Origin of the sequence: Leclercia sp., from assembly GCF_036780805.1 — a bacterium.
GTDB lineage: Bacteria > Pseudomonadota > Gammaproteobacteria > Enterobacterales > Enterobacteriaceae > Enterobacter.
On sequence record NZ_DAIQCE010000002.1, the window covers coordinates 316,742 to 342,277 of the forward strand.

General features: G+C 57.4%; 23 protein-coding genes. 6 read left to right on the forward strand and 17 right to left on the reverse strand.

The window, feature by feature from the left end; genetic code table 11:
- Positions 1 to 65: 65 nt before the first annotated feature.
- From nusB to nrdR, 4 genes are all read right to left on the reverse strand, one after another.
- The gene (nusB, locus tag V7Q49_RS10800; RefSeq protein ID WP_032616814.1) at positions 66 to 485 is read right to left on the reverse strand and encodes a transcription antitermination factor NusB; all 420 of its coding nucleotides are present in this window, start codon (positions 483 to 485) and stop codon (positions 66 to 68) included.
- A 21-nt stretch (positions 486 to 506) separates the two neighbouring features.
- Complete coding sequence (ribH, locus tag V7Q49_RS10805; RefSeq protein ID WP_039032362.1) at positions 507 to 977, reverse strand: 6,7-dimethyl-8-ribityllumazine synthase; 471 nt, start codon at positions 975 to 977, stop codon at positions 507 to 509.
- 90 nt (positions 978 to 1,067) lie between these two features.
- Positions 1,068 to 2,174, reverse strand: a complete 1,107-nt coding sequence (gene ribD / locus V7Q49_RS10810) for a bifunctional diaminohydroxyphosphoribosylaminopyrimidine deaminase/5-amino-6-(5-phosphoribosylamino)uracil reductase RibD (protein ID WP_333851064.1) — start codon at positions 2,172 to 2,174, stop codon at positions 1,068 to 1,070.
- A gap of 4 nt (positions 2,175 to 2,178) precedes the next feature.
- Entirely contained in the window at positions 2,179 to 2,628 is a 450-nt protein-coding gene (nrdR, locus tag V7Q49_RS10815) for a transcriptional regulator NrdR (RefSeq protein WP_032616812.1), read from the reverse strand.
- A gap of 153 nt (positions 2,629 to 2,781) precedes the next feature.
- Between nrdR and V7Q49_RS10820 the strand changes: the two genes are divergently transcribed.
- Positions 2,782 to 3,321 carry a DUF3251 domain-containing protein gene (locus tag V7Q49_RS10820; RefSeq protein WP_333851067.1) on the forward strand — a complete coding sequence of 180 codons (540 nt, stop codon included), beginning with the start codon at positions 2,782 to 2,784 and terminating at the stop codon, positions 3,319 to 3,321.
- A 262-nt stretch (positions 3,322 to 3,583) separates the two neighbouring features.
- The gene (locus V7Q49_RS10825; protein WP_333851069.1) at positions 3,584 to 4,468 is read left to right on the forward strand and encodes a nucleoside-specific channel-forming protein Tsx; all 885 of its coding nucleotides are present in this window, start codon (positions 3,584 to 3,586) and stop codon (positions 4,466 to 4,468) included.
- A gap of 131 nt (positions 4,469 to 4,599) precedes the next feature.
- Here the strand turns inward: V7Q49_RS10825 and V7Q49_RS10830 are convergent, their stop codons facing one another.
- The 7 genes from V7Q49_RS10830 to queA all read right to left on the reverse strand — a co-directional run bounded on the left by V7Q49_RS10830 (position 4,600) and on the right by queA (position 11,274).
- Positions 4,600 to 5,280, reverse strand: a complete 681-nt coding sequence (locus V7Q49_RS10830) for a helix-turn-helix transcriptional regulator (RefSeq protein ID WP_142488416.1) — start codon at positions 5,278 to 5,280, stop codon at positions 4,600 to 4,602.
- A 25-nt stretch (positions 5,281 to 5,305) separates the two neighbouring features.
- On the reverse strand, positions 5,306 to 5,671 hold the full coding sequence (locus tag V7Q49_RS10835) for a VOC family protein (protein ID WP_333851072.1): 366 nt from the start codon (positions 5,669 to 5,671) through the stop codon (positions 5,306 to 5,308).
- 141 nt (positions 5,672 to 5,812) lie between these two features.
- On the reverse strand, positions 5,813 to 6,784 hold the full coding sequence (gene secF / locus V7Q49_RS10840) for a protein translocase subunit SecF (protein WP_333851074.1): 972 nt from the start codon (positions 6,782 to 6,784) through the stop codon (positions 5,813 to 5,815).
- Between the two features lie 10 nt (positions 6,785 to 6,794).
- The gene (gene secD, locus V7Q49_RS10845) at positions 6,795 to 8,642 is read right to left on the reverse strand and encodes a protein translocase subunit SecD (RefSeq protein ID WP_333851076.1); all 1,848 of its coding nucleotides are present in this window, start codon (positions 8,640 to 8,642) and stop codon (positions 6,795 to 6,797) included.
- Positions 8,643 to 8,667: 25 nt separating this feature from the next.
- Positions 8,668 to 9,000: a preprotein translocase subunit YajC gene (gene yajC, locus V7Q49_RS10850; RefSeq protein ID WP_142488412.1), complete on the reverse strand. Its 333-nt coding sequence runs from the start codon at positions 8,998 to 9,000 to the stop codon at positions 8,668 to 8,670.
- A gap of 22 nt (positions 9,001 to 9,022) precedes the next feature.
- Complete coding sequence (gene tgt / locus V7Q49_RS10855) at positions 9,023 to 10,150, reverse strand: tRNA guanosine(34) transglycosylase Tgt (protein WP_106992120.1); 1,128 nt, start codon at positions 10,148 to 10,150, stop codon at positions 9,023 to 9,025.
- A gap of 53 nt (positions 10,151 to 10,203) precedes the next feature.
- Positions 10,204 to 11,274, reverse strand: coding sequence for a tRNA preQ1(34) S-adenosylmethionine ribosyltransferase-isomerase QueA (queA, locus tag V7Q49_RS10860; RefSeq protein WP_333851079.1), 1,071 nt, complete (start codon positions 11,272 to 11,274; stop codon positions 10,204 to 10,206).
- Between the two features lie 91 nt (positions 11,275 to 11,365).
- On the opposite strand from queA, the gene acpH reads away from it, so the two are divergent.
- Positions 11,366 to 11,947, forward strand: coding sequence for an ACP phosphodiesterase (acpH, locus tag V7Q49_RS10865; RefSeq protein WP_333851081.1), 582 nt, complete (start codon positions 11,366 to 11,368; stop codon positions 11,945 to 11,947).
- 127 nt (positions 11,948 to 12,074) lie between these two features.
- The gene (locus V7Q49_RS10870) at positions 12,075 to 12,677 is read left to right on the forward strand and encodes a peroxiredoxin C (protein WP_333851083.1); all 603 of its coding nucleotides are present in this window, start codon (positions 12,075 to 12,077) and stop codon (positions 12,675 to 12,677) included.
- Between the two features lie 104 nt (positions 12,678 to 12,781).
- On the opposite strand, the gene malZ is transcribed toward V7Q49_RS10870, so the two are convergent.
- The 5 genes from malZ to phoB form a co-directional block, all read right to left on the reverse strand.
- Complete coding sequence (malZ, locus tag V7Q49_RS10875; RefSeq protein ID WP_333851085.1) at positions 12,782 to 14,599, reverse strand: maltodextrin glucosidase; 1,818 nt, start codon at positions 14,597 to 14,599, stop codon at positions 12,782 to 12,784.
- 131 nt (positions 14,600 to 14,730) lie between these two features.
- A complete protein-coding gene (gene proY / locus V7Q49_RS10880; RefSeq protein WP_333851087.1) occupies positions 14,731 to 16,104 on the reverse strand; it encodes a proline-specific permease ProY in 1,374 nt (457 codons plus the stop codon).
- Between the two features lie 79 nt (positions 16,105 to 16,183).
- Positions 16,184 to 17,503 carry a branched-chain amino acid transporter carrier protein BrnQ gene (brnQ, locus tag V7Q49_RS10885; protein WP_333851088.1) on the reverse strand — a complete coding sequence of 440 codons (1,320 nt, stop codon included), beginning with the start codon at positions 17,501 to 17,503 and terminating at the stop codon, positions 16,184 to 16,186.
- Between the two features lie 409 nt (positions 17,504 to 17,912).
- Positions 17,913 to 19,208 carry a phosphate regulon sensor histidine kinase PhoR gene (phoR, locus tag V7Q49_RS10890; RefSeq protein ID WP_333851089.1) on the reverse strand — a complete coding sequence of 432 codons (1,296 nt, stop codon included), beginning with the start codon at positions 19,206 to 19,208 and terminating at the stop codon, positions 17,913 to 17,915.
- Positions 19,209 to 19,229: 21 nt separating this feature from the next.
- Entirely contained in the window at positions 19,230 to 19,919 is a 690-nt protein-coding gene (gene phoB / locus V7Q49_RS10895) for a phosphate response regulator transcription factor PhoB (RefSeq protein ID WP_032616792.1), read from the reverse strand.
- 194 nt (positions 19,920 to 20,113) lie between these two features.
- Between phoB and sbcD the strand changes: the two genes are divergently transcribed.
- On the forward strand, positions 20,114 to 21,319 hold the full coding sequence (sbcD, locus tag V7Q49_RS10900; protein ID WP_333851091.1) for an exonuclease subunit SbcD: 1,206 nt from the start codon (positions 20,114 to 20,116) through the stop codon (positions 21,317 to 21,319).
- Positions 21,316 to 24,447, forward strand: coding sequence for an exonuclease subunit SbcC (gene sbcC, locus V7Q49_RS10905; protein ID WP_333851093.1), 3,132 nt, complete (start codon positions 21,316 to 21,318; stop codon positions 24,445 to 24,447). Before sbcD ends, sbcC begins: the two co-directional genes overlap by 4 nt.
- A gap of 126 nt (positions 24,448 to 24,573) precedes the next feature.
- Here sbcC and mak read toward each other — a convergent pair whose 3' ends face one another.
- The gene (mak, locus tag V7Q49_RS10910) at positions 24,574 to 25,479 is read right to left on the reverse strand and encodes a fructokinase (protein ID WP_333851095.1); all 906 of its coding nucleotides are present in this window, start codon (positions 25,477 to 25,479) and stop codon (positions 24,574 to 24,576) included.
- Positions 25,480 to 25,536 lie beyond the last annotated feature (57 nt).

Sequence of the window (25,536 nt, forward strand, 5' to 3'; positions counted from 1 at the left end):
GCAAATAAAATAAAAAAACCGGAGCCCGCACCGCCCAAAGGCGATACGAAACTCCGGCTTGCGGATCACTTTTTACGGGGACGGATCGCAGGTGCAGCTTTATCCAGCACGCCATTCACAAATTTGTGGCTGTCTTCAGCACCGAAGGTTTTCGCCAGTTCGATCGCTTCGTTGATGGCCACTTTGTAAGGCACATCATCACGCTTCGACAGCTCAAACAGTGCGATACGCAGCACCGCTTTTTCAACCTGGCCCAGCTCTTCGAGCAGACGGGACAGGTACGGCTTCATCAGGCCGTCGAGATACGCGCTATTAGTCGCCACTCCCGACAGCAGTTCACGGAAGTACACGACGTCAACGTCTTTGACGTCTTGTTCCGCCAGGAACTGGTATTCAACATCAGCGATGTCGTTCTGGGACAACTGCCAGGAGTAAAGTGCCTGAACGGCACATTCACGGGCGCGGCGACGAGCAGCAGGTTTCACGGAATTCCCCTTACAAAAAAATCAGGCCTTGATGGCTTTCAATACATTGATCATTTCAAGCGCGGTCAGTGCAGCTTCTGCACCTTTGTTACCGGCTTTGGTGCCAGCACGTTCGATGGCTTGTTCAATACTTTCAGTGGTGAGTACGCCGAACGCGACAGGAATTTCTGCATCCTGTGCCACGTGCGCCAGACCGTTGCTTGCACCACCCGCAACATATTCAAAATGCGCGGTGCCGCCACGAATCACAGTACCCAGCGCGATAACCGCATCGTATTTGCCGGTTTTCGCCAGTGCGCCCGCTGCCAGAGGCAGTTCGTAAGCACCCGGAACCCAGACAACGGTAATGTTTTCGTCTTTCACCTGGCCGATACGTTTCAGGGCGTCAATCGCACCATCCAGCAGGCTGTCGTTGATGAAGTTGTTGAAACGCGCAATGGTGATGGCGACGCGAGCGTCCGGGGTAGCAACGGCTGCTTCAATAATGTTCATACTCTTCCTTAACGGGTTCATTTGGTGGCCCCGCAGGGGGGCGGATTTTATCATAATATTTTGCGCACTGCTTCCCTATTTAGGCAAGCCTTACGCGGTGGTCAGATGGAGACAGAGATCCGGTCCAACCGGGCGTATCTCGCTAAAGTTAAATGCGGGCGCATCCGCCAGCTTTTCCAGCCCTGGCAGTACGCACAGGCCGCGCGCGTCGCTGCCTAACAGTTTAGGCGCCAGATAGACAATCAGCTCATCCACCAGCCCGGCCTGCAATAGCGCACCGGCTAGAGTTGGGCCGGCTTCGACCCAGATGCTATTGATCTGATGTTGTTTACCCAGCAGCATCATCAGCACCACTAAATCCACGTGCCCGTTGTGCTCCGGCACCATAATGCTGCGCACGCCTTCCGGCCAGCTGCGCGCATCTTCCTGGGTGCGGGCAAACCAGGTCTCGCCCGGCTGCTGCACAATGCGGTGCTCAGGAGTGACCCGGTTCTGCCGATCAACCACAATCCGAAGCGGCTGGCGTAGATTTTCCTGCGGATAGAGCGCCTGGGTATCAGCGTTCAGCTCATCCCAGCGCACGGTCAGCGCAGGATCGTCGGCCAGCACGGTGGCATGGCTGGTGAGAATAGCATGGCTTTGCGCGCGCAGACGTTGCACATCGCGCCTTGCCTGCGGGGAGGTGATCCACTGGCTTTCGCCGCTGGCCATCGCCGTGCGGCCATCCAGCGAGGCGCCCAGCTTCAGCTGTATATAGGGAAAACCGGTCCGCATCCGCTTGAGGAAGCCTTTATTCAGGCGTTCGGCTTCGCTCATCATCAGGCTGTGGCTGACCTCAATGCCCGCCTGCTGCAGGCGATAGAGACCACGACCGGCCACCTGCGGGTTGGGATCCTGCATGGCCGCTACGACCCGTGAAACACCCGCCGCGATAAGAGCATCGCAGCACGGCGGGGTGCGGCCATGGTGGCTGCAGGGCTCCAGCGTGACGTAGGCCGTGGCACCGCGCGCCTTCTCTCCGGCCATGCGCAGGGCATGGACTTCGGCATGGGGCTCACCTGCACGGTAGTGGAAACCTTCGCCGACAATCTCGCCATCTTTAACGATAACGCAGCCGACATTCGGGTTCGGGTGGGTGGTAAACCGCCCGCGTTGCGCCAGCTTTAGCGCTCGCGCCATGTAAATCTCATCCTGCATGTGCTTAGTCCTGTAGGCGGGCGATCTCTTCACCGAACTCTTTAATGTCTTCGAAGCTGCGGTAAACAGAGGCAAAGCGGATATAGGCCACTTTATCGAGCTTTTTAAGCTGTTCCATCACCAGGTTACCGATCATTTTGCTCGGCACCTCGCGCTCGCCGGTGGCGCGCAGCTGAGTTTTGATGTGGTTAAGCGCCATTTCGACGTCATCTGCGCTGACTGGCCGTTTTTCCAGTGCTTTTAGCATCCCGCTGCGCAGCTTTTCTTCGTTGAAGGGTTCGCGGACGTCGTTACTTTTCACGACGCGGGGCATTACCAGCTCCGCCACTTCAAAGGTGGTGAAGCGTTCGTTACACACCAGGCACTGACGACGGCGGCGCACGGATGAGCCCTCTCCCACGAGTCGGGAGTCGATTACTTTGGTATCCACGGCGAGACAGAATGGGCAATGCATACGGTGTCCTGGCTATCGGGTTGACTGAACTCCATTTTACCCCGAACTGGGCTGACAACAAAGAAGGAGCGTTTTTGAGATAAAGGATCTATACGCAAGGCAGCGTCGTTGACTACCCTTAGCAGAATCCGTTATTTCAGGGAAATAATTGCCATGACAAGACGTTACCTTCATGTTCTGCTGCTGGGAAGCCTTTTTAGCCTCAGCGCCTGCGCACAGCAAAGCGAAGTGCACCAGATGAAGCAGAGCATCAGTTCACTGAACACCACCATGAACAAGCTCAACCAGGAAACCGTCAAGATCACCCAGCAGAATGCGCTGAACGCCAAATCGACCAGCGGCGTCTATCTGCTGACCGGTTCCAACACCCCTGCCCGGCTTAACAGCCAGATTGGTACGCTGAAGATGTCGCTGGTCAACGTCGCGCCAAACGCCGATGGCACCCGGGCGACGCTGCGCATTCAGGGGGAATCAAACGATCCGCTCCCGGCTTTCAGCGCTACCGTTGAGTGGGGCCAGATCCAGGGCACTACCGATAGCTTCCAGGAGCTGAACGTTCAGACCCAGCTGATTAATGCTCCGGCCAGCGTGCTGGCCCCCAGCGATGTCGACATTCCGCTTCAGCTCAATGGCCTGACGCCCGATCGGCTCGGTTTTATCCGCATCCACGATATTCAGCCCGTCGCGCAATAATCCCCCTGCGGAACGTGTTACACGTTCCGCCCTCTTCTGAGCTTCCAATCATTGGCAACAGAAATGTTTGCCATTACAATCCGCTCCGTTAAAAATACGCAAACGTGAACGCAATCGATTACGTATGTGAGAGAACTGTGAAACAACACATATTTTTGTGAGCAAGGATTCCTATAATAGGCTCCCAGAAACACGAAATATTTAGAAACGCAATTCGCGCCTTTTTCACTCCCGTTAGGGATTTCAAATCAGTGGCATTATTATGAAAAAAACATTACTGGCAGCCGGTGCAGCGCTGGCACTCTCCTCTACTTTCGCTGTGCAGGCAGCCGAAAACGATAAACCAGAGTACGTTTCCGACTGGTGGCACCAGAGCGTCAACGTCGTCGGCAGCTACCACACCCGTTTTGGACCACAGATCCGCAACGATACCTACCTGGAATACGAAGCGTTCGCCAAGAAAGACTGGTTTGATTTCTATGGTTACATGGATGCGCCGGTCTTCTTCGGTGGTAACACTGACGCCAAAGGTATCTGGAACCACGGTTCCCCACTGTTCATGGAGATCGAACCGCGCTTCTCCATCGATAAGCTGACCGGCACCAGCCTGGCGTTTGGTCCGTTTAAAGAGTGGTACTTCGCCAACAACTATATCTACGACATGGGCCGCAACAAGTCCGGTCGCCAGAGCACCTGGTACATGGGTCTGGGTACTGACATCGACACCGGTCTGCCGATGAGCCTGTCCATGAACGTGTATGCCAAATACCAGTGGCAGAACTACGGTGCAGCGAACGAAAACGAGTGGGACGGCTACCGTTTCAAAGTGAAATACTTCGTGCCGATCACCCAGCTGTGGGGCGGCAACCTGAGCTACATCGGCTTCACCAACTTTGACTGGGGTTCAGACCTGGGCGACAACGACTTCCGTGACCTGAACGGTAAGAAAGCGCGTACCAACGACTCTATCGCCTCCAGCCACATCCTGGCGCTGAACTACGATCACTGGCACTACTCTGTTGTGGCGCGTTACTGGCACAACGGTGGTCAGTGGAACGACGACGCCAGCCTGAACTTCGGTGACGGTAACTTCAGCGTCCGTTCTACCGGCTGGGGTGGTTACCTGGTTGTGGGTTATAACTTCTAATTTGTGCCTGTATCGCCGGGTGGCAAAATAAAAGCAAAACGGCAACCTTCGGGTTGCCGTTTTTTATGTTTGCGCCCTCTCCCCGTGGGAGAGGGTTGGGGTGAGGGCATCAGGCCGCACCACCCGGCATCTTATTGCTTCACCTTTCTCAAAAAATCCGCCAGCGATCGATCCGCGCTTTCGCTAAAGCGTCTGTCCGTCAGGGTGATATTCAGACACCTGTCGAGCCGGAAGCAGCGATAATCATCCCGCCGTTCACACCATGCCGCCAGCAGCCAGTGCTCGCCCCAGAAGAACAGCCCCAGCGGCTGCACGTCGCGGGAGGACAACTGCCCGCTCTCATCACGATAGTGCAGCCCCAGCACCCGCTGCGCGGAGATCGCCTGATGGATCACATCGAACCCGCTGCGGGAGTGAGGTTGCATGGCGATATCCGGCGCGTAAATCCGGGTCTGCTCGGCCTTACGGCGGCTCTCCTCCGGCAGGATCGCCAGCACCTTCTCCTGCGCCGACTCCAGCTCGCGCGACAGCGACTCTCCGCCCCAGGTTTTGAGCAGGCGGATCGCCACCATCAACGCCTCTGACTCCTTGTTAGTCAGCATCAGCGGTGGCAGGTCAAAGCCCGACATCAGCCGATAGCCGCTCCCCGCCTCCCCTTCCACCGGCACGCCAGAGAGTGACAAATCCCGGATATCGCGATACACCGTGCGTTCAGAAACGCCGAGCCTGTCCGCCAGATGCGCAGCGGTCGTCAGCCGCCTGCCACGCAGGATCTGCACAATCTGAAACAAACGGTCGGCGCGTCGGGTCATCGGTTCTTCGCTTTACAGGTGGATATCAGGCGGGTTGATGAAGTCCAACCCGGTTGCCTTCGCTGTCGGTAAACAGTGCAATAGTGCCAATACCGCGCGGCAGCTCCAGCGGGCCAAACACGCACGCACCGCCGGCTGATGCCACACGATCCAGCGTTGCCGCCAGGTTATCGGTATGCAGGTAAATAATAGCGCCCTGCGTCGAGGGTGTAATGCCGTCAAATTTTGCCAGCGCGCCGCCGGTGGCCGGATCGTCATGCGGGAAAACGGCAAGCTCTGCAACATCCATTTTCTCGCGTCTCAGCGCCACTTGCAGCACCGGCTCGTAAAATTTGATGGCACGATCCATATCCACGACCGGAATTTCAAACCAGTTAATCACACTTTTCATACATCCTCCTGCCTGTTGTTTGGGTTCAGAAGGAGTCTACGACAGGCCTCCTGACAGCATACTGTCAGGAGTGTTTGTCAGGAAAAGACAAAAAAAATCCCGGTCATAAGACCGGGATTTCACTGACGGGTAAACGTCGTATTACGGCAGAATGGACGGCTGATCCGCCCCCTCTTTTTCCACTTTCTGCTGGAGCAGGTGCTCACGCTTCATGCCCAGTTTCAACGCCAGCGCGGACGCGACGTAGATGGACGAGGCTGTACCGATGGAAACACCGATCAGCATGGTCAGCGAGAAGCCTTCCAGAATCGGGCCGCCGAAGAGATACAGCATCAGGATCACCATCAGGGTGGTCCCGGAGGTGATCAAGGTACGGTGCAGCGTCTGGGTCAACGACACGTTAAAGATTTCGTACGGCGTACCGCGACGGATCTTACGGAAGTTTTCACGGATACGGTCCGATACCACGATACTGTCGTTCAGCGAGTAACCAATAACCGACATCAACGAGGCCACGATGGTCAGGTCGATCTCGATATGGAACAGCGACAGAACGCCCATGGTGATCACCACGTCGTGCGCCAGGGCGATAACCACCCCGGCAGCCAGACGCCACTCGAAGCGGAAGCCGACATACGCCAGGATACAGAGCAGCGCCACCAGCAGCGCCATCGCACCGGTCTGGGCCAGATCCGCACCCACGCTCGGGCCCACGAATTCGATACGTTTTACCGTCGCATTCTGGCTGGTCGTTTCGTTAATTACGGTCACGACCTTGCTGCCCAGCTCCTGGCTGCCGTTGGCATCCTTCACCGGCGGCATACGCACCATGATGTCGCGGCTGCTGCCAAAGTTCTGCAGCAGCGGCTCTTCAAAGCCCGCCTTCTCAAGCGACAGACGCATCTGGTCCATATCGACCGGTTTTTCCAGGGTAATCTCAATAACCGTACCACCGGTAAAATCGAGACCCCAGTTAAAGCCCTTCACGCCGATGATGGCGATGGACAGAATCAGCAGAAAACCTGATATGCCAAAGGCCCAGTAGTCCCAGCGCATAAAGTCCCAGACTTTACGGCCGTAGTTCAATTGTTCAACAGTATATTCCTGTGCCACAACGCACTCCTCAGATAGACAGCTTTTTAACGCGCTTGCCGCCGTACAGCAGGTTCACGATGGCACGGGTGCCGACGATAGCGGTAAACATTGACGTTGCCACACCAATACCGGTGGTGATAGCAAAGCCCTTGATCGCGCCGGTACCCACTGCATACAGGATAATAACCTTAATCAGTGTTGTTACGTTCGCATCAAAGATGGAGCTGAAGGCACCACGGTAACCTTCGTCAATCGCCTGTTGGACAGAGCGACCGTTGCTCAACTCTTCTTTAATACGTTCGTTGATCAGTACGTTGGCGTCGACCGCCACCGCAAGGGTCAGAACGATACCCGCAATGCCTGGCATGGTGAGCGTCGCCCCCGGCAGCAGGGACATAATGCCCACAATCAGCACCAGGTTAGCGATCAGCGCACTGGTCGCAATCAGGCCGAACTTCTTATAGAAGAAGATCATAAAGATGATGGAGATAATCAGACCTGCCAGGCAGGCTTCCAGACCCTGAGTGATGTTCTGCATACCCAGAGTTGGACCGATAGTACGCTCTTCAACAATTTGAATTGGCGCAATCAACGCACCGGCACGCAGCAGCAGCGAGAGCTGACGGGCTTCGTTCGGGTTGTTGATACCGGTGATACGGAAGCTGTTACCGAGGCGAGACTGGATGTTGGCGATGTTAATCACCTCTTCCTCTTTCACCAGGATGGAGCGACCGTTAGCATCTTTTTTACCGCTGTCTTTGTACTCCACGAACAGGGTCGCCATCGGTTTACCGATGTTGTCCTTGGTGAAGTTAGACATGATGTTACCACCCGCGCTATCTAGCGAGATGTTAACCTGCGGCTGGTTGTATTCGTCCTGGCTGGAGGTCGAGTCGGTGATATGGTCACCGGTCAGGATCACCCGCTTGTACATCACAACCGGCTGGCCTTCACGGGTCTGTTTCACTTCAGAGTCGCCAGGTACGCGGCCAGAGGTGACAGCGGACTGATCGACGCTGGTATTCACCAGACGGAACTCCAGCGTCGCGGTAGCGCCCAGAATCTCCTTCGCACGCGCGGTATCCTGGATACCCGGCAGTTCAACCACGATACGGTCAGCACCCTGACGCTGTACCAGCGGCTCCGCAACACCAAGCTGGTTAACACGGTTACGCAGGATGTTGATGTTCTGCTGAACCGCGTATTCACGCGCTTCTTTCAGACGCGCATCGGTCATCACCGCGCGCAGCTGGTTGCTGCCCTGAGAAGAGAGAACCAGGTCACGATGACGCTGAGCAAGGTAATCCAGCGCCTGATCGCGGGCGTTGCCGTCGCGGAACGCGATGCTCATCCCGTAATTATCTTCCTTACGCACGGTGGTGTAAGGGATGCCTTTCTCGCGCAGATCGCTACGCAGGCCGTCGATGTTTTGTTCCTGGAGTTTGCCCAGCGCGGTATCCATATCCACTTCCATCAGGAAGTGCACGCCGCCACGCAGGTCGAGACCGAGTTTCATCGGCTCCGCGTTGATAGAAGCTAACCAACGCGGCGTTGCAGGAGCAAGGTTCAACGCCACGACATATTTATCACCCATCACGCCCATCAGCGCTTCACGCGCGCGGAGTTGCGTGTCGGTGGAGTCGAAGCGAGCAAGAATAGCGCCCTCTTCCAGTGCCACAGACTTAGCGGTAATTTTTTCTTCTTGTAAAGTTTTCTGGACCTGGATCAGCGTTTGCTCACTGGCGGCGACGCCGCGCGCGCCAGTGATTTGAACAGCCGGATCCTCACCATACAGGTTGGGAAGCGCATACAGCAGGCCGACGACAATAACGACGACCAGCATGACGTACTTCCACAAAGGATAACGGTTTAACACGGCAGTTCCCTTTGGGAAAAGTTAATTACAGCGCTTTCATGGTGCCTTTCGGCAGAACGGCAGCGACGAAGTCACGTTTGATCACTACTTCAGTAGTATCGTTCAGCGCGATAACGATGTAGCCGTTTTCTGCTACTTTGCTCACACGACCGACCAGACCACCGTTAGTCAGCACTTCATCGCCTTTCGCGATGGAGTCCATCAGCTTTTTGTGCTCTTTGGTGCGCTTCTGCTGTGGACGCAGGATCATGAAATAGAAGATCAGACCGAACACCACCAGCATCAGAATCAGAGACATCGGGCTGCCCTGCGCCGGTGCACCTGTTGCCGCTACCGCATCAGAAATAAAAAAGCTCATTAAATTTCCCTCATTAAATAAATTAATCAACGTTCAAAGGTGGGACATCCCGACCCTGTCGTTGGTAAAAATCGGTCACGAAGCTCTCTAATTTACCCTCTTCGATAGCCTTGCGTAAACCAGCCATTAAGCGCTGGTAATAGCGAAGGTTATGAATCGTGTTGAGTCGCGCGCCCAGTATTTCATTACAACGATCAAGATGATGCAAATAGGCACGAGAATAATTGCGACAGGTATAGCAATCGCACTCGGCATCGAGCGTGCTGGTATCGCTTTTATGCTTCGCATTACGGATTTTTACCACGCCGTCGGTCACGAACAGGTGACCATTACGGGCGTTACGGGTCGGCATAACGCAGTCGAACATATCAATGCCGCGACGTACGCCTTCAACCAGATCTTCTGGCTTACCGACGCCCATCAGGTATCGAGGCTTATCTGTTGGAATTTGCGGGCAAACATGCTCCAGAATACGGTGCATATCTTCCTTCGGCTCACCCACAGCCAGACCGCCGACAGCGTAGCCATCAAAACCTATCTCTACCAGACCTTTAACAGAGATATCACGTAAATCTTCGTAAACGCTTCCCTGAATAATGCCGAACAGCGCATTTTTGTTGCCGAGGCCATCAAAACGGTCGCGGCTGCGCTTCGCCCAACGCAGCGACATCTCCATCGAGCGCTTGGCGTAGTCCCAGTCTGCCGGGTACGGCGTACATTCGTCGAAGATCATCACGATATCGGAGCCGAGATCGTACTGAATCTCCATCGATTTTTCCGGATCGAGGAAGATCGGGTCGCCGTTGATAGGGTTACGGAAATGCACGCCTTTTTCGGTGATCTTACGGATGTCACCGAGGCTGAAGACCTGGAAGCCGCCGGAGTCGGTCAGGATTGGGCCTTTCCACTGCATAAAGTCATGCAGATCGCCGTGCAGCTTCATCACTTCCTGGCCCGGGCGCAGCCACAGGTGGAAGGTGTTGCCGAGGATAATTTGCGCGCCCGTGGCTTCGACTTCTTCCGGCGTCATCCCTTTTACGGTGCCGTAGGTGCCCACAGGCATGAAAGCTGGCGTTTCGACTACGCCACGATCGAACACCAGACGGCCACGGCGAGCGCGACCATCGGTGGTATCAAGTTCAAATTTCATTTTTTCTCCAGCGTCAGAAAAACAGTCCGGCGCGTTAGACCAGTGCCGCGGCGTTATTCCCCGACACGTTCATTCAAAGCTTGCGGATTGTACGTGATAAACATCGCGTCACCGTAGCTAAAAAACCGATATTTTTGTTCTACCGCAGCCTTGTAGGCATTCATGGTGTTTTGATAACCAGCAAATGCTGACACCAGCATGATTAAAGTTGATTCCGGCAGGTGGAAGTTGGTCACCAGCGCATCGATCACCTGATATTGATAACCCGGGTAGATGAAGATTTGGGTGTCGCCAAAGAAAGGTTCGATCAGATCGTTTTTGGCGGCCTGCGCGGCGCTTTCGAGCGAGCGCACCGAGGTGGTACCGACGGCAATCACGCGGCTGCCACGGCCTTTCGCCGCCAGAACCGCATCCACAACCTCCTGCGGCACTTCGGCGTATTCGGAGTGCATGATGTGGTCTTCAATGCTGTCGACACGCACCGGCTGGAAAGTACCCGCGCCGACGTGCAGCGTCACAAAGGCCATCTCAATGCCTTTTGCGCGCAGTTTTTCCAGCAAAGGTTCATCAAAGTGCAGGCCCGCCGTCGGCGCAGCGACCGCGCCAGGCTTCTGGCTGTAGACGGTCTGATACAGCTCGCGGTCAGCCTCTTCATCCGGACGCTCAATGTACGGCGGCAGCGGCATGTGGCCGATGGTGTTCAGAATATCCAGCACCGTGCGCTCATCGTTAAACTCGACTTCAAACAGCGCGTCGTGGCGCGCCACCATGGTAGCGTTGATGCTCTCGTCATCGCCCAGCAGCAGCTCCGCGCCCGGCTTTGGCGCCTTGGAGGCGCGAATATGTGCCAGAATACGTTTATCATCGAGCATTCTTTCGACCAGCACTTCGATTTTGCCGCCGCTGGCTTTGCGGCCAAACAGACGGGCCGGGATGACGCGGGTGTTGTTGAACACCAGCAGGTCGCCCGGGTTGAGCTTGTCGAGCAGATCGGTGAAAGTACCGTGCGTCAGCCCCCCCGTCGGCCCATCCAGCGACAATAAGCGACAGCTACTGCGCTCAGGCATAGGATAGTGGGCAATCAGGGACTCGGGTAAATCAAAGGAGAAATCGGCGACGCGCATGGCATATACTCGTGACTTAAAAACAGGCGGCTTAGTCTAGTGCTCACACCTCTTTGCTGCAACAACTAGCCGACCCCGGATAACGAATCGCATGAATTTTCTCGCTCACCTGCACCTCGCCCATCTCGCTGACAGCTCCCTTTCCGGCAATTTGCTGGCCGATTTTGTGCGCGGCAATCCCGCGGAAGATTATCCCGCCGACGTCGTAGAGGGTATTTTCATGCACCGCCGGATCGACGTCATGACCGACAACCTGCCCGAAGTGCAGGAAGCCAAAGCGTGGTTCCGCCCGGAAACGCGCCGGGTAGCGCCCATTACGCTGGATGTGATGTGGGATCACTTCGTCTCTCGCCACTGGGAACAGCTCTCCCCGGAGATGCCCCTGCCGGCGTTCGTGCGCTATGCCCACGCCCAGGTGTCGATTATCCTCCCGGACTCTCCACCGCGCTTTGTGAATCTGAATAACTACCTATGGTCAGAGCGCTGGCTCGAGCGCTATAGCGAGATGGCGTTCATCCAGCGGGTGCTTAACGGAATGGCCAGCCGCCGCCCGCGTCTCGACGCCCTGCGCGACTCCTGGCAGGATCTGGATGCCCATTACGACGCGCTGGAGACCCGCTTCTGGCAGTTCTATCCGCGGATGATGAAACAGGCAAAATCAAAGCAGCTTTAATAGTGATGTGATTGATAGGTAAAAGCTGGGTTAACGATTGTCAGCGCCTCTTTGTCTTTCGGGCGATCACTCTCTATACTGGCCCGCGTTGCGTTCCAAATAACCTTAGTAATCACAGGAGAATCACATGGTTCTGGTAACTCGTCCGGCTCCGGATTTTACAGCAGCAGCTGTACTGGGCAACGGTGAAATCGTTGAAAACTTCAACTTCAAACAGCACACCAACGGTAAAGCCACCGTTCTGTTCTTCTGGCCAATGGACTTCACCTTCGTTTGCCCTTCTGAGCTGATCGCGTTCGACAAGCGTTACGAAGAGTTCCAGAAGCGTGGCGTGGAAGTGGTTGGCGTCTCCTTCGACTCTGAGTTTGTACACAACGCATGGCGTAACACCCCTGTCGACAACGGCGGCATCGGTCAAGTGAAATACGCGATGGTTGCGGACATCAAACGCGAAATCCAGCAGGCTTACGGTATCGAGCATCCGGACGCGGGCGTTGCCCTGCGTGGCTCCTTCCTGATCGACACTAACGGTATCGTGCGTCACCAGGTGGTGAACGATCTGCCACTGGGTCGTAACATCGACGAAATGCTGCGTATGGTTGATGCGCTGCAGTTCCACGAAGAGCACGGCGAAGTGTGCCCGGCTCAGTGGGAAAAAGGTAAAGAAGGTATGGCCGCTTCTCCAGCAGGCGTTGCTAAATACCTGACCGAGAACGTATCCAGCCTGTAATCGGCACGGTTTACGAAAAAGGCCCGCAGATGCGGGCCTTTTTTATTGGCGGATGTCATGCCCGGTGGCGCTACGCTTACCGGGCCTACGGGTCTGAACGCATATTAATTCCCGAACCACACCGAGGCCGAAATCGCCGGTAACGACAGCACGCCCTCCTGCGCTACCCCTTTGCCCTCTTTCACCTGCCACTGTTTGACGTTCAGCAGCGGCGAATCATCGATGACCACCTCACAGGCATCGCCCCGGTTGATGGCCACCAGCACCCGCTGCTGGTTATAGACGCGCATAAACACCACCACGTTGTCGTGGGCGTAGACCACCTGGCAGCCGCCGTAGCGCAGCGCATGGCTCTGTTTACGCAGTTTGATTAACCGCTGATAGAGCCTGAACAGCGCCGGGTCCTGCTTTTCGGTCTGCCACGGGAAGGTCTTACGGCAGAATGGATCGTTATTGCCGTCCAGCCCCACCTCGTCCCCGTAGTAAATGCATGGCACCCCAGGCCAGGTAAAGAGCCAGGTGACCGCCAGCGGCAGGCGCGCGACGTCTTTGCCGAGCAACGACTTAAAGCGGGCGGTGTCATGGCTGTCGAGCTGGTTAAACATGCGGAGCTGCTGCTGATGGGAGAGGCTGGCGCGGTAGTTATCCATCCATTTCATGCAGGTTTCAGCGTCGATGTGCTGCGGATCGTAGGAGATATCGGTATTGGCGAGGAAACCCCACACCGGGAAGGTGAAGCCGCGATAGTTCATCGCCGAATCTTCCGCGTCGGCCTGCAGCCACTGGCGGGCGTCACCAAAGTGTTCGCCAAAGACAAAGGCATCGGGCCGGGCCTGCTTCGCGGAACGGGTGATCCCGGCCACGTGCTGCAGGTTATTGCGCGCTCCGCCCCCTTCTCCCAGCATATGCACCACATCCAGACGCCAGCCGTCCATATTCCACGGCGCTTTCAGCCAGTGGCGGACGATACTGTCCTCGCCGCCGTAGATCTCGTCCACCAGCGTCGGTGACTGGTAATCCAGCTTCGGTAAGCTGGCATAGCCCAGCCAGTCGAGGGCGCGACCTTCGTCGTCAAAGCTGTACCAGTCCCGCTGGGGCGAGTCCGGGTTATGGCAGGCGCCGCCGGTTCCGCGATTGTGGCGATCGAACCAGGCATGGGAATCGCCGCTGTGGTTAAACACGCCGTCCAGAATTAGCCGTATTCCTTCCCGGTGGGTATTGTCCCGCAGGCGCAGCAGGGCCTCGTCGCCGCCAAACTGCTCATCCACATGGCGATAATCTTCGGTATCGTACTTATGCACGCTGGGCGCGACAAACACCGGGTTGAGGTACAGCGCCGTGACGCCGAGTTTTTTTAGATACGGCAGCTTCTCGCTGATGCCGTCCAGATCGCCGCCGTAAAAGGTTGAGCCCCCAGCCTGGGCGGTGACCGGTTCATCCCACTCATGGAAGATCGTCTCGTGACCGGCGGCATGGTGATAGTAGGTTTTGTCCCGCTCCGGGTTGCGCTGCTGGCTGCGGGCAAAGCGGTCCGGGAAGATCTGATAAAAGACCTGCTCGACCACCCACTCTGGCCCGGCATCCGGGTAATCAACGGCGAACTGCTCCAGCCGGGCGGGAGGAAAACGGCTGAACCCCTGCGGGGTAAACCACAGCTGGCGGTTATGCCAGAGCATTTTAAAGCTGTAGCGGTGCCGCGGCTGCCCTTTTGTGGTGTCGATAGTTGCCCGCCAGGCGGTGACGCCGGGCTGCGGCTGGCTGCGCAGCTTGTGCATGGGCAGCGAGGTCTCTTCGCTATCAAATTCAGCGCGCATCGTGACCCGCTCAGGCAGGTTTTCCCCTGTCAGCCAGAGCGTAATGACGAGTTTATCGTTGTTTTGCTTAACAAATGGGGCAACCGGCAGGTGCCATGCATTCAACATCTCATATCCCCTATCCCAGAAATGAGGTCACCTTGCCACAGGGTAGTTTATGTTCACTCCTCACGCAGAGGATTATTGGGGGAGGAGGCAGGGGGAGGAGAAAAATGCCCGGCGTTTGCCGGGCATTCTGGTTACTGTACTTCTGCTAGCTGGCGCTCGCGGCGGCGTTTAAATATCCAGCCCACCAGCAGCAAGGCAATCCACGCAAAGCCGACATACAGCGAGATACGGGTCTCGGGGTGGTAACCAATCAGGCCGATAATAAAGACCAGGAAGATCAGGCCGCCAACGGTACTTGCCACGCCGCCCGGCACTTTAAACTTCAGCGCTTTTACTTCGTCCGGCGACAGACGACGACGGAAGCCAATCTGCGACATCAGGATCATGATCCACACCCAGACGGTGGCGAAGGTCGCCAGCGAGGCGATCACCAGGAAGACGTTCTCCGGCATGATGTAGTTCAGATAGACCGACAGCAGCAGCGCAACGGTCATCACCAGCACCGTCACCCACGGCGTGCCGCGGCTCGAGGTTTTGGCGAAGGCCTTCGGCGCACTGCCCTGCTCGGCCATGCCGTGCAGCATACGCCCCACGCCGAAGACGTCGGCGTTGATGGCGGAGAGCGAGGCGGTCAGCACCACAAAGTTAAGGATGCTGGCGGCAAAGGTGATACCCAGATGCTGGAAGGTGAGCACGAACGGGCTGCCATTGGTACCGACCAGGTTCCACGGGTAGATGGACATGATCACAAACAGCGTCCCCACGTAGAAAACCAGAATACGCATGGGTACCGAGTTGATGGCGCGCGGGATAGACTTCTCAGGATCTTTCGCTTCACCGGCGGTAATGCCGATGATTTCGATCCCGCCGTAGGCGAACATCACCATCTGCAACGACATCACCATCCCGATCCAGCCGTTACTGAAGAAGCCGCCGTTGCTCCACAGATTGTGGATCCCGGTCGGTTGTCCGCCGTTGCCAATCCCCCAGATGATGATGCCAATACCGGCGGCAATCATGATGATGATGGTGGCGACTTTAAAGAAGGAGAACCAGAACTCCAGCTCGCCAAACACCTTGACGCTCATCAGGTTGATGGCGCAGATGATCAGCACCACGCTGAGGACCCAGACCCAGTGCGGCACCGTCGGGAACCAGACGCCCATATAGATGCCGAATGCCGTCACGTCGGCAATGGCCACAATCAGGATTTCGAAACAGTAGGTCCAGCCGGTGATATACCCGGCGAGCGGGCCTAAGTTTTCCTGAGCATAGCGGGAGAAAGAGCTGGCCGACGGGTTATGAACGGACATCTCCCCCAGCGCACGCATGATGATGTAGGCGGCAACACCGCCGATAAGATATGCCAGCAGAACGCTGGGACCGGCCATTTTGATGGCATCTGCCGAGCCATAAAAAAGACCGGTGCCGATTGCAGAACCCAGCGCCATAAAGCGGATGTGGCGGGCGCTCAATCCACGCTTGAGTTTGTTAGTGCTTTCCATTTGTTGTCATGCCATTCAGACTAAAAAAAACAAAAAACCACGGGGCATTACGCCCCGTGGTTTAACATTCAGCCGTTGATTAGTGCGCGTTCGATGTAACCTGACGCCCTGCAGCACGATCCCAGATAATAGCCAGTACCAGTGCAACAACGGTAGGCATCAGCCACGCCAGACCCTGTTCAGACAGCGGCAGACGCTGTGTCCAGGCGGGCAGCATGGCGCTGATTGCCGATGCCTTAACGCCGTCAAGCATACCAAAAAGCAGACTGATAAACATGGCCGGGGCGATAATTCGTGTGGAATTATTCCACCAGCCGCGGGTGAAGCTCAGCACGACCAGCACGATGCACGGCGGATAGATGGTGGTCAGCACCGGAATAGAGACCTGAATCAGGTGGCTCAGACCCAGATTCGACACCGCCATCGAGAAGCCGCCGAGGATGAACACCAGCGTACGATAAGAGAGCGGAACGTATTGAGCAAAGAACTCCGCACAGGCACAGGTCAGGCCAACCGCCGTCACCAGACAGGCCAGGAAGATCAGGATAGCCAGCATCATGCTGCCCGCGCCGCCAAAGGTGTGCTGCACGTAGGCATGCAGAATCGCCGCACCGTTCGCGCCCTGGTCAACCAGCACGCTGCTGTCGGAACCCAGACGGAACAGCGCAAGATAGAGCAGTGCCAGACCCGCACCCGCCATCAGGCCAGCCCAGACGGTGTAACGGGTCAGCAGACGCGCTTCGGTCACGCCGCGGGAACGCGCAGCGTTAACGATCACGATACCGAATGCCATCGCGCCCAGCGTATCCATGGTCAGGTAGCCGTTCACGAAACCGTTAGAGAAAGCGGCGTTCTGATAGGCCTCGGTGGCGGAGCTTAATGGGCCAGCAGGCCAGATAATCGCCGCTACCGCCAGCACCAGCAGGGCCAGAATCTTCATTGGGGCCAGGAAGTTGCCCACGGTATCCAGCAGCTTGCCAGGATAGAGCGACACCAGGATCACGATAGCGAAGTAGACCAGGCTGTAGATAAACAGCGGCAGCGGGCCATCGCCGGTCAGCGGGGCAATCCCCACTTCAAAGGAGACGGTCGCGGTGCGCGGGGTAGCGAACAGCGGGCCAATCGCCAGGTAGCAGACCACGGCCAGCATCACCCCGGCCACTTTACCAATAGGCGCGCTGAGGCTGTCGACGCCGCCGCCAACTTTGGCCAGCGCCACGACGGTCAGAACCGGCAGGCCCACAGCGGTGATCAGAAAGCCGATCGCCGCGGTCCAGACGTGTTCACCCGCCTGCAGGCCAACCATAGGAGGAAAGATGATGTTGCCTGCGCCAACGAACAGCGCAAATGTCATAAAGCCCAGAGCGATGATGTCACGCGATTTCAATTGATGGGTCATAAAACCTTACTGCCTGTGGATGTGGTGTTGAAAACGTTGAATTTTTCGCTATCCCATGCGGAACAAAACAGCGGAAAAAATGTGCAATGTCAGCGGGAAATGCTCCCCTGCTGCCGTGGTCAGGAATATTTTTTCGATTTACCACGCAAATACAGTCTGTCCGACGATATCAGGAGGGCAATTTAAACGCTTATAACGTTTAAAGGCAATATGGGATCGCAAAACCAGAACAATATGCCAGGTTGAAAGTGAGACCTGAAACATTACACCATTTATCAGAAAAACCCATGGCTAATCATGCGAACAAAAAAGCAACAGGCGTATAAAATTTACCCGCGCTTCGGTTGACTGCAAAGCAAACAGGCCAGCTTTCGCTGGCCTGTGGCAATATCTGATTACAGAGACGCTGTCAGGCGCTGTTACTGGCAATCAAACGTTCCGGGATCACGAAACTGAATCGCGTGCTTTTGCCCGGCGTGCTGACGATATCGAGACGGCTGTCGTGGTGATTGATGGCGTGTTTCACAATAGCCAGCCCCAAACCGCTGCCCCCCGTCTGGCGGGAACGGGCTTTATCCACCCGATAAAAACGCTCGGTCAGGCGGGGAATATGCTCCGGGCCAATACCGGGGCCATCATCTTCCACGCTGAACTCCGCTCCCGTGGGCGCATGCTGCCAGCGCACGGTAATATGGGTGCCCGCCGGGGTGTGATTCACCGCGTTATAGACCAGGTTGGAGATGGCGCTGCGCAGTTCATCATTACTGCCGCGCACCTTAAGGCTGTTATCCACCTCAAAGGTGATCTGGTGCTGCTGCTGGCTTAAGGTTTGCGCCTCACGCTCCAGCATTCGCAGCATCATCGGCACGTCGATGGTTTCATTGAGCGCCAGGGTTGGCGCGGCCTCAATGCGGGAGAGCGTCAGCAGCTGCTTCACCAGCCCTTCCATCCGCTGCGTCTGCTCGCGCATGGTCTGGAGCGCTTTTTCCCGCGGCGCGCCCTCGAGCGTCTGCTCCTGCATCATCTCCAGATAGCCCTGCAATACCGTCAGCGGAGTGCGTAACTCGTGGCTGACGTTGGCGAAGAAGTTGCGCCGCGCCCCTTCCAGCTGGTGCATTTGCGTTACATCGCGCGCCACCATCAGCCACTGTTTGTCGCTGTAGGGCATCACGCGGATCTCCAGATGGCGACCGGTGTTCAGCACCAGATTGTGCGGGCGGGTGAAATCGCGTTTTTTCAGGTACTGCGCGAACTCGGGATAGCGCAGCAGGTTGAGGATATTCTGTCCATTATCGTCCGGCCAGCGCAGGCCCAGCAGCTGTTGCGCCAGCCCGTTGCACCAGAACATCGCTCCCTCTTCGGTGGTAAGCACCACCGCATCGGGCAGAGACTCCGCGCCGCTGCGAAAACGTTTGATCAGGCTGCCCAGCTCGCGTCGGCGTTTTTTATTACGCATCTGCATCTGGTGCAGGCCATACAGCAGCGGTTCCCAACTGCCGCTTCCCGGCGGAGGGGTCATGCTTCTGTCTACCCACAGCCACCATGAAAGGCGGAGCAGATTCCAGAAGTGCCAGACCAGCAGTCCGGTGACTGCTGCCAGCAAAAACCAGGGGAGATAACCAAAAACGGCCCCGAGGATCAGGGCCGGGATACAGCAAAGGACCAGTTCAAAACAGAGCCTTTTCCATGACAGCCGTTCCAGCACGCGTCACACTCCTGTCATTGTTCAGAAACGGGTAGAGAAACGATAACCCGTGCCGCGGACGGTCTGTACCATGCGATCGTGACCGCTGGTTTCCAGGGCCTTACGCAGACGACGAATATGCACATCCACCGTCCGGTCTTCAACATAGACGTTAGTGCCCCAGACATTATTGAGCAACTGCTCGCGGCTGTAGACGCGTTCCGGGTGGGTCATGAAGAAGTGCAGCAGTTTGAATTCGGTAGGCCCCATATCGAGGGGATTTTCACCGGTCATCACGCGGTGCGAGGTAGGATCCAGGCTCAGGCCCTGCATCTCAATCACCTCTTCCACCGCCATCGGGGAAATACGGCGCATCACCGCCTTGATACGCGCCACCAGCTCTTTCGGTGAGAAGGGTTTGGTGATGTAGTCATCCGCCCCGGTCTCCAGACCGCGGACGCGATCTTCCTCTTCGCCGCGGGCCGTCAACATCATCACCGGGATATCGCGGGTTAAGGCTTCACGTTTGATATGTTTGATGAATTGCAGACCGGAGCCGCCGGGCAACATCCAGTCGAGCAGGATCAGATCGGGCCAGGGTTCGTTGAGCTGATTCACCGCGCTGTCGTAATCTTCGGCTTCTACCGGTTGAAAGCCATTTTGTTCGAGCACGAAACAGACCATTTCACGAATGGGTGCTTCATCTTCTACGACCAGAATACGTCTCGCCATACTTAGCCCTGTCTTATTTAGGTTACATGTTTGTAATACGGCGTCATTATGCGTCAGATTTATGACAGATTTATGAAAAACCTGCCCACCCATCAAGGCAAGCCGTTGTTTTCTGGCCGCCCTGATTGTAGCGGTTATCTTCCTTCCCCTGAATGTTTATAATCCCGCTTACTTTTTTTTGCCACGGATCTGTTATGCGCATACTTCACACCTCGGACTGGCATCTGGGACAGAACTTCTACAGTAAAAGCCGCGCCGCCGAACATGAAGCGTTCCTCAACTGGCTGCTTGAGATGGCGCAATCCCACCAGGTTGACGCTATCCTGGTGGCCGGGGATATCTTCGACACCGGATCGCCGCCCAGCTATGCGCGAGAGCTGTATAACCGTTTCGTGGTCAACCTGCAGAAGACCGGATGTCATCTGGTGATTGTGGCCGGCAATCATGATTCCGTGGCCACACTGAATGAATCCCGTGAAATTCTTGCATTTCTTAACACCACCGTGGTCGCCAGCGCCGGTCACGGGCCACAAATTCTGCGCAAACGCGACGGGACGCCCGGGGCGGTGCTCTGCCCGATCCCATTCTTACGCCCTCGCGACGTGATGAAAAGCCAGGCGGGCCTCTCGGGGATCGAGAAACAGCAGCAGCTGTTAGCGGCCATCACCCACTATTATGCCGATCAGTATACTGCCGCCTGCCAGCTTCGCGGCGACAGCGTCCTGCCGATTATTGCCACCGGACACCTCACCACCGTCGGTGCCAGTAAAAGTGACGCGGTACGTGACATCTATATCGGGACGCTGGATGCCTTCCCGGCGCAGCATTTCCCGGCGGCCGACTATATTGCGCTGGGCCACATCCACCGCGCACAGAAGATTGGCGGCTGCGACCACATTCGCTACTGCGGCTCCCCCATTCCCCTCAGCTTTGATGAAACCGGCAAAAGCAAATGCGTACATCTGGTGAGTTTTGACCAGGGTAAGCTCAGCGCCGTCGACGCCCTGGAGGTGCCCATCACCCAACCGCTGGCGGTGCTGAAGGGCGATCTGGCGGCCATCGCCGCCCAGCTGGAGCAGTGGCGTGGCGTGGAGCAGACGCCTCCCGTCTGGCTGGATATCGAAATTGCCACCGAGGAGTACCTGCACGACATGCAGCGTAAAATTCAGCACCTGACGGAAGACCTGCCGGTGGAAGTGCTGCTGGTGCGGCGCAGTCGCGAGCTGCGCGAGAAGCTCCTCGCCAACAGCCTGCGTGAAACCCTCAGCGAGCTGCGGGTGGAGGAAGTTTTTGAGCGCCGCCTGGCGCAGGAGACCCTTGATGATGCGCAGCGGGCCCGGTTAAACGAGCTGTTCAGCCATGCCCTGCACGCCCTGGATAACGAGGAGGATAACGCGTGAAAATTCTCAGCCTGCGTCTGAAAAACCTCAACTCGCTCAAGGGCGAATGGAAAATCGACTTTACCGCCGAGCCTTTCCTCAGCAACGGCCTGTTTGCCATCACCGGCCCGACCGGCGCCGGGAAAACCACCCTGCTGGACGCCATCTGCCTCGCGCTGTACCACGAGACGCCGCGCCTCAACACCGTATCGCAATCGCAAAACGATCTGATGACCCGCGACACCGCCGAATGTCTGGCGGAGGTAGAGTTTGAGGTTAAAGGGGTCGCCTACCGCGCTTTCTGGAGCCAGAACCGGGCGCGCAATCAGCCGGACGGCAACCTGCAGGTGCCGCGCGTGGAGCTGGCCCGGTGTGAGGACGGCAAAATCCTCGCGGATAAAGTAAAAGATAAACTGGAGCTTGTCGCCTCGCTGACCGGGCTGGACTATGACCGCTTTACCCGCTCGATGCTGCTCTCCCAGGGGCAATTTGCCGCCTTCCTCAACGCCAGGCCGAAAGAGCGCGCCGAGCTGCTGGAGGAGCTGACCGGCACGGAAATCTACGGTCAGATCTCGGCGATGGTGTTTGAAAAACACAAAGCGGCCCGCAGCGAGCTGGAGCGGCGTGAAGCCCAGGCCGCCGGGGTGGTGTTACTCAGTGACGAGCAGCAACAGCAGCTCCAGCAAGGTTTGCAGGTACTTACTGACGAAGAACAACAGCTGTTGGTCCAACAGCAGGCACAGCAGACAGAGTTGCACTGGCTGACCCGCCACGACGAGCTGTTGCGCGAGCAGCAGCGATCGATGGCCGCTCAGCAGCAGGCGCAGCAGGCCCTGACCGACGCCACCCCCGAGCTGGAAAAGCTGCACCTGGCTCAGCCCGCCGCTCTGCTGCGTCCGCAGTGGGAGCGGCAGCAGGAGCAGATCGCCCGCCTGGCGCAAACGGAACAGCAGATGCTGGATGTGAATACTCGCTTACAGTCCAGCAAGGCGCTTAGAGCGCGGATCCGCAACGGGGCGCTGCGCGTGCAGGATCAATTGCAGACCGAATTCACCGTCCTTACGCAGTGGCTGGCCGACCACGACCGCTTCCGCCAGTGGGGTCAGGAGATGGCAGGCTGGCGCGCGCACTTTACCCAGCTGCATCGCGATAAAACGCAGCTCGCGTCGCTGACCCGGCGTATCACGGAATTACGGCAGAAGCTGGCGGGTTTGCCGGAAAACACCCTGACGCTGACGCTGGAACAAGTCACCGCCGAAATGGCGCGGCAATCCCAGGCTCGCGCGGCGCGTCAGCGGCTGACCACCCTGCACGCCCGCTATCAGCCCCTGCAAAAGCGCCTCAGCCAGAATAATGAGAGCGTGCAAAAGGCGCAGGGCGAGCTGACAAAGCTCAACGAAACGCTGACCCTGCGCCGCCAGCAGTACAAAGAGAAAAACCAGCACTATCTCGATCTGAAGGTCTTGTGTGAGCAGGAAGAGAAGATCAAAAAGCTCGAGAGCTACCGGGCCGAACTGGAAGCCGGAAAACCCTGCCTGCTCTGCGGTTCGACTGAGCATCCAGCCATCGCGCAGTACCAGGCCTTAGCGCTTACGGAAAACCAGCGCCGCCGGGACGCGATGGAAAAAGAGGTTTCCGCCCTCAAAGAGGAAGGTCTGCTGGTGCTGGGCCAGGTAAACGCTCTCACTACCCAGCTACAGCGCGAAACAGACGAAGCGCAAACGCTGACCCGGGAGGCGCAGGCGCTCACCGAAGAGTGGCAGCAGGTTTGCGCCTCCCTGTCGGTGACGTTGAATATTCAGGAGGATATTGCCCCCTGGCTGACCCAGCAGGAACAGTACGAACAGCAGCTCTACCAGCTTAGCCAGCGCCTGGCGCTGCAAAGCCAGCTGAACGACGAGGAAGCCCAGGAGCAAAGCTATCAGCAGCAGCTGGCGGCAAACCGCACCGCGATGGCGCACTCTCTTCAGGCATTATCGCTGGCGATGCCTGATGACGGCGCGGAGCCGGCATGGCTTGCCAAACGTGAACAGGAGTCGCAGCGCTGGCAGGCGCAGCAGTCTCAGCACAGCGCCCTGCGGGAACGCATCGCGGCCCTGACGCCGCTGCTGGAGACCCTTCCGGCCACGAAATCGACCGAAGCAGAAAGCGTTATCCCGGAAAACTGGCGCGACATCCATACCGAGTGCGTCTCTCTGCACAGCCAGCTTTCCACCCTGCAGCAGCAGTTCAAACTGGAAAGCGAACGCCTCCAGCACGCCCGGACGCAGTTTGCCGCCGCGCTGGCCGCCAGCGTCTTTAGCGATCAAGAGGCGTTTCTTGCAGCCCTGCTGGATGACGCGATGCTTCACCGCCTGGAGCAGCAGAAACAAACTCTTGAGAATCAGATCCAGCAGGCCACGGCGCTGCTCCAGCAGGCTGGCCAACGGCTGAACGAACATCTGGAACAGCGCCCTGCGGACCTGACCGCGGACGTGCCGCTTTTACAGGCGCAGCTCCAGCAGCTCGCGCAGCAGCTGCGTGAAAACACCACCCGCCAGGGGGAGATCCGCCAGCAGCTCAGGCAGGACAGCGATAACCGCCTGCACCAGCAGGCGCTGATGCAGGAAATTGCGGTCGCGGCCCGGCTGGCGGATGACTGGGGCTATCTCAACGCGCTGATCGGTTCTAAAGAGGGGGATCGCTTCCGTAAGTTTGCCCAGGGCTTAACCCTCGACAATCTGGTGTGGCTCGCCAACCAGCAGCTGACCCGCCTGCATGGCCGCTACCTCCTGCAACGTAAGGTCAGCGACGCGCTGGAGCTGGAGGTGGTGGACACCTGGCAGGCGGACGCCGTGCGTGATACCCGCACCCTCTCCGGCGGCGAAAGCTTCCTCGTGAGCCTGGCCCTGGCGCTGGCGCTCTCCGACCTGGTGAGCCATAAAACGCAGATTGACTCGCTGTTCCTCGATGAGGGCTTCGGCACTCTGGACAGCGAGACGCTGGATACCGCCCTGGATGCCCTGGATGCGCTGAATGCCAGCGGCAAAACCATTGGCGTGATCAGTCACGTCGAGGCGATGAAAGAGCGCATTCCGGTGCAGATCAAAGTGAAGAAAATTAACGGGCTGGGGTACAGCAGGCTGGATAAGGTGTTTGCGGTGGAGTGACGCTATCCTGGTGCGGTCTGTTCCCCCCTCACCCCGGCCCTCTCCCTCAAGGGAGAGGGGGGATCAATTCCCTCTCCCCGTGGGAGAGGGTTAGGGTGAGGGCATCAGACCGCACCAGTGGATGCATCAGTGTGGCCACAGCCACGCCGCGCCGCGCACGCCGCTGGAGTCGCCGTGCACCGCTTTGCGGATCGGGGTTTCGCATTCGCCGCCAAACACCCACTGCTTCACCAGCTGCGGAACGGTAGTGTACAGACGGTCGACGTTGCTCATCCCGCCGCCCAGCACGATCACATCCGGGTCAAGAATATTCACCACGTGCGCCAGCGATTTGGCCAGCCGCATTTCGTAGCGGCTGAAGGCCAGCTCCGCCACGGCGTCCTGCTCTTCTACCAGGCGCATGATCTCATTGCCTTTCAGCGGATGCCCGCTCAGACGACGGTAATCGGTGGCGAAACCGGTGCCGGAAATAAAGGTCTCGATACAGCCCTGTTTTCCGCAGTAGCACGGCACTTCGGCGCGATACTTGAGTTCGTCCTCGTCCATCCACGGCAGCGGGTTGTGACCCCATTCGCCTGCGGTGCCGTTGCCGCCAATATGAGCCCGGCCATTAAAGGCCACGCCTGCCCCGCAGCCGGTGCCGATGATCACCGCAAATACCGTCTGCGCGCCCGCCGCTGCGCCGTCGATCGCCTCCGACACCGCCAGACAGTTGGCGTCGTTCGCCAGCCGGACTTCCCGGTTCAGACGCTGGCTTAAATCGCGATCAAAGGGCTGGCCGTTAAGCCAGGTGGAGTTGGCATTTTTCACCACTCCGGTATAGGGCGAAATCGACCCCGGAATGCCCATGCCCACCGTGCCCGTCTGGCCGGTGGCTTTTTCGGCCATCTCCACCAGGCTGGCGATGGTTTCGATGGTCTGTCGGTAGTCATCGCGCGGGGTTGGCAGGCGATGGCGGAACAGCTGTTCCCCCTGCTCGCCGAGGGCAATGACTTCTGTTTTGGTGCCGCCGAGATCAATACCAATTCGCACAGGACGTTCCTCATTTTTTTGATTATCAACAGAGTAGAAGCCCGCTACCCGATTAGC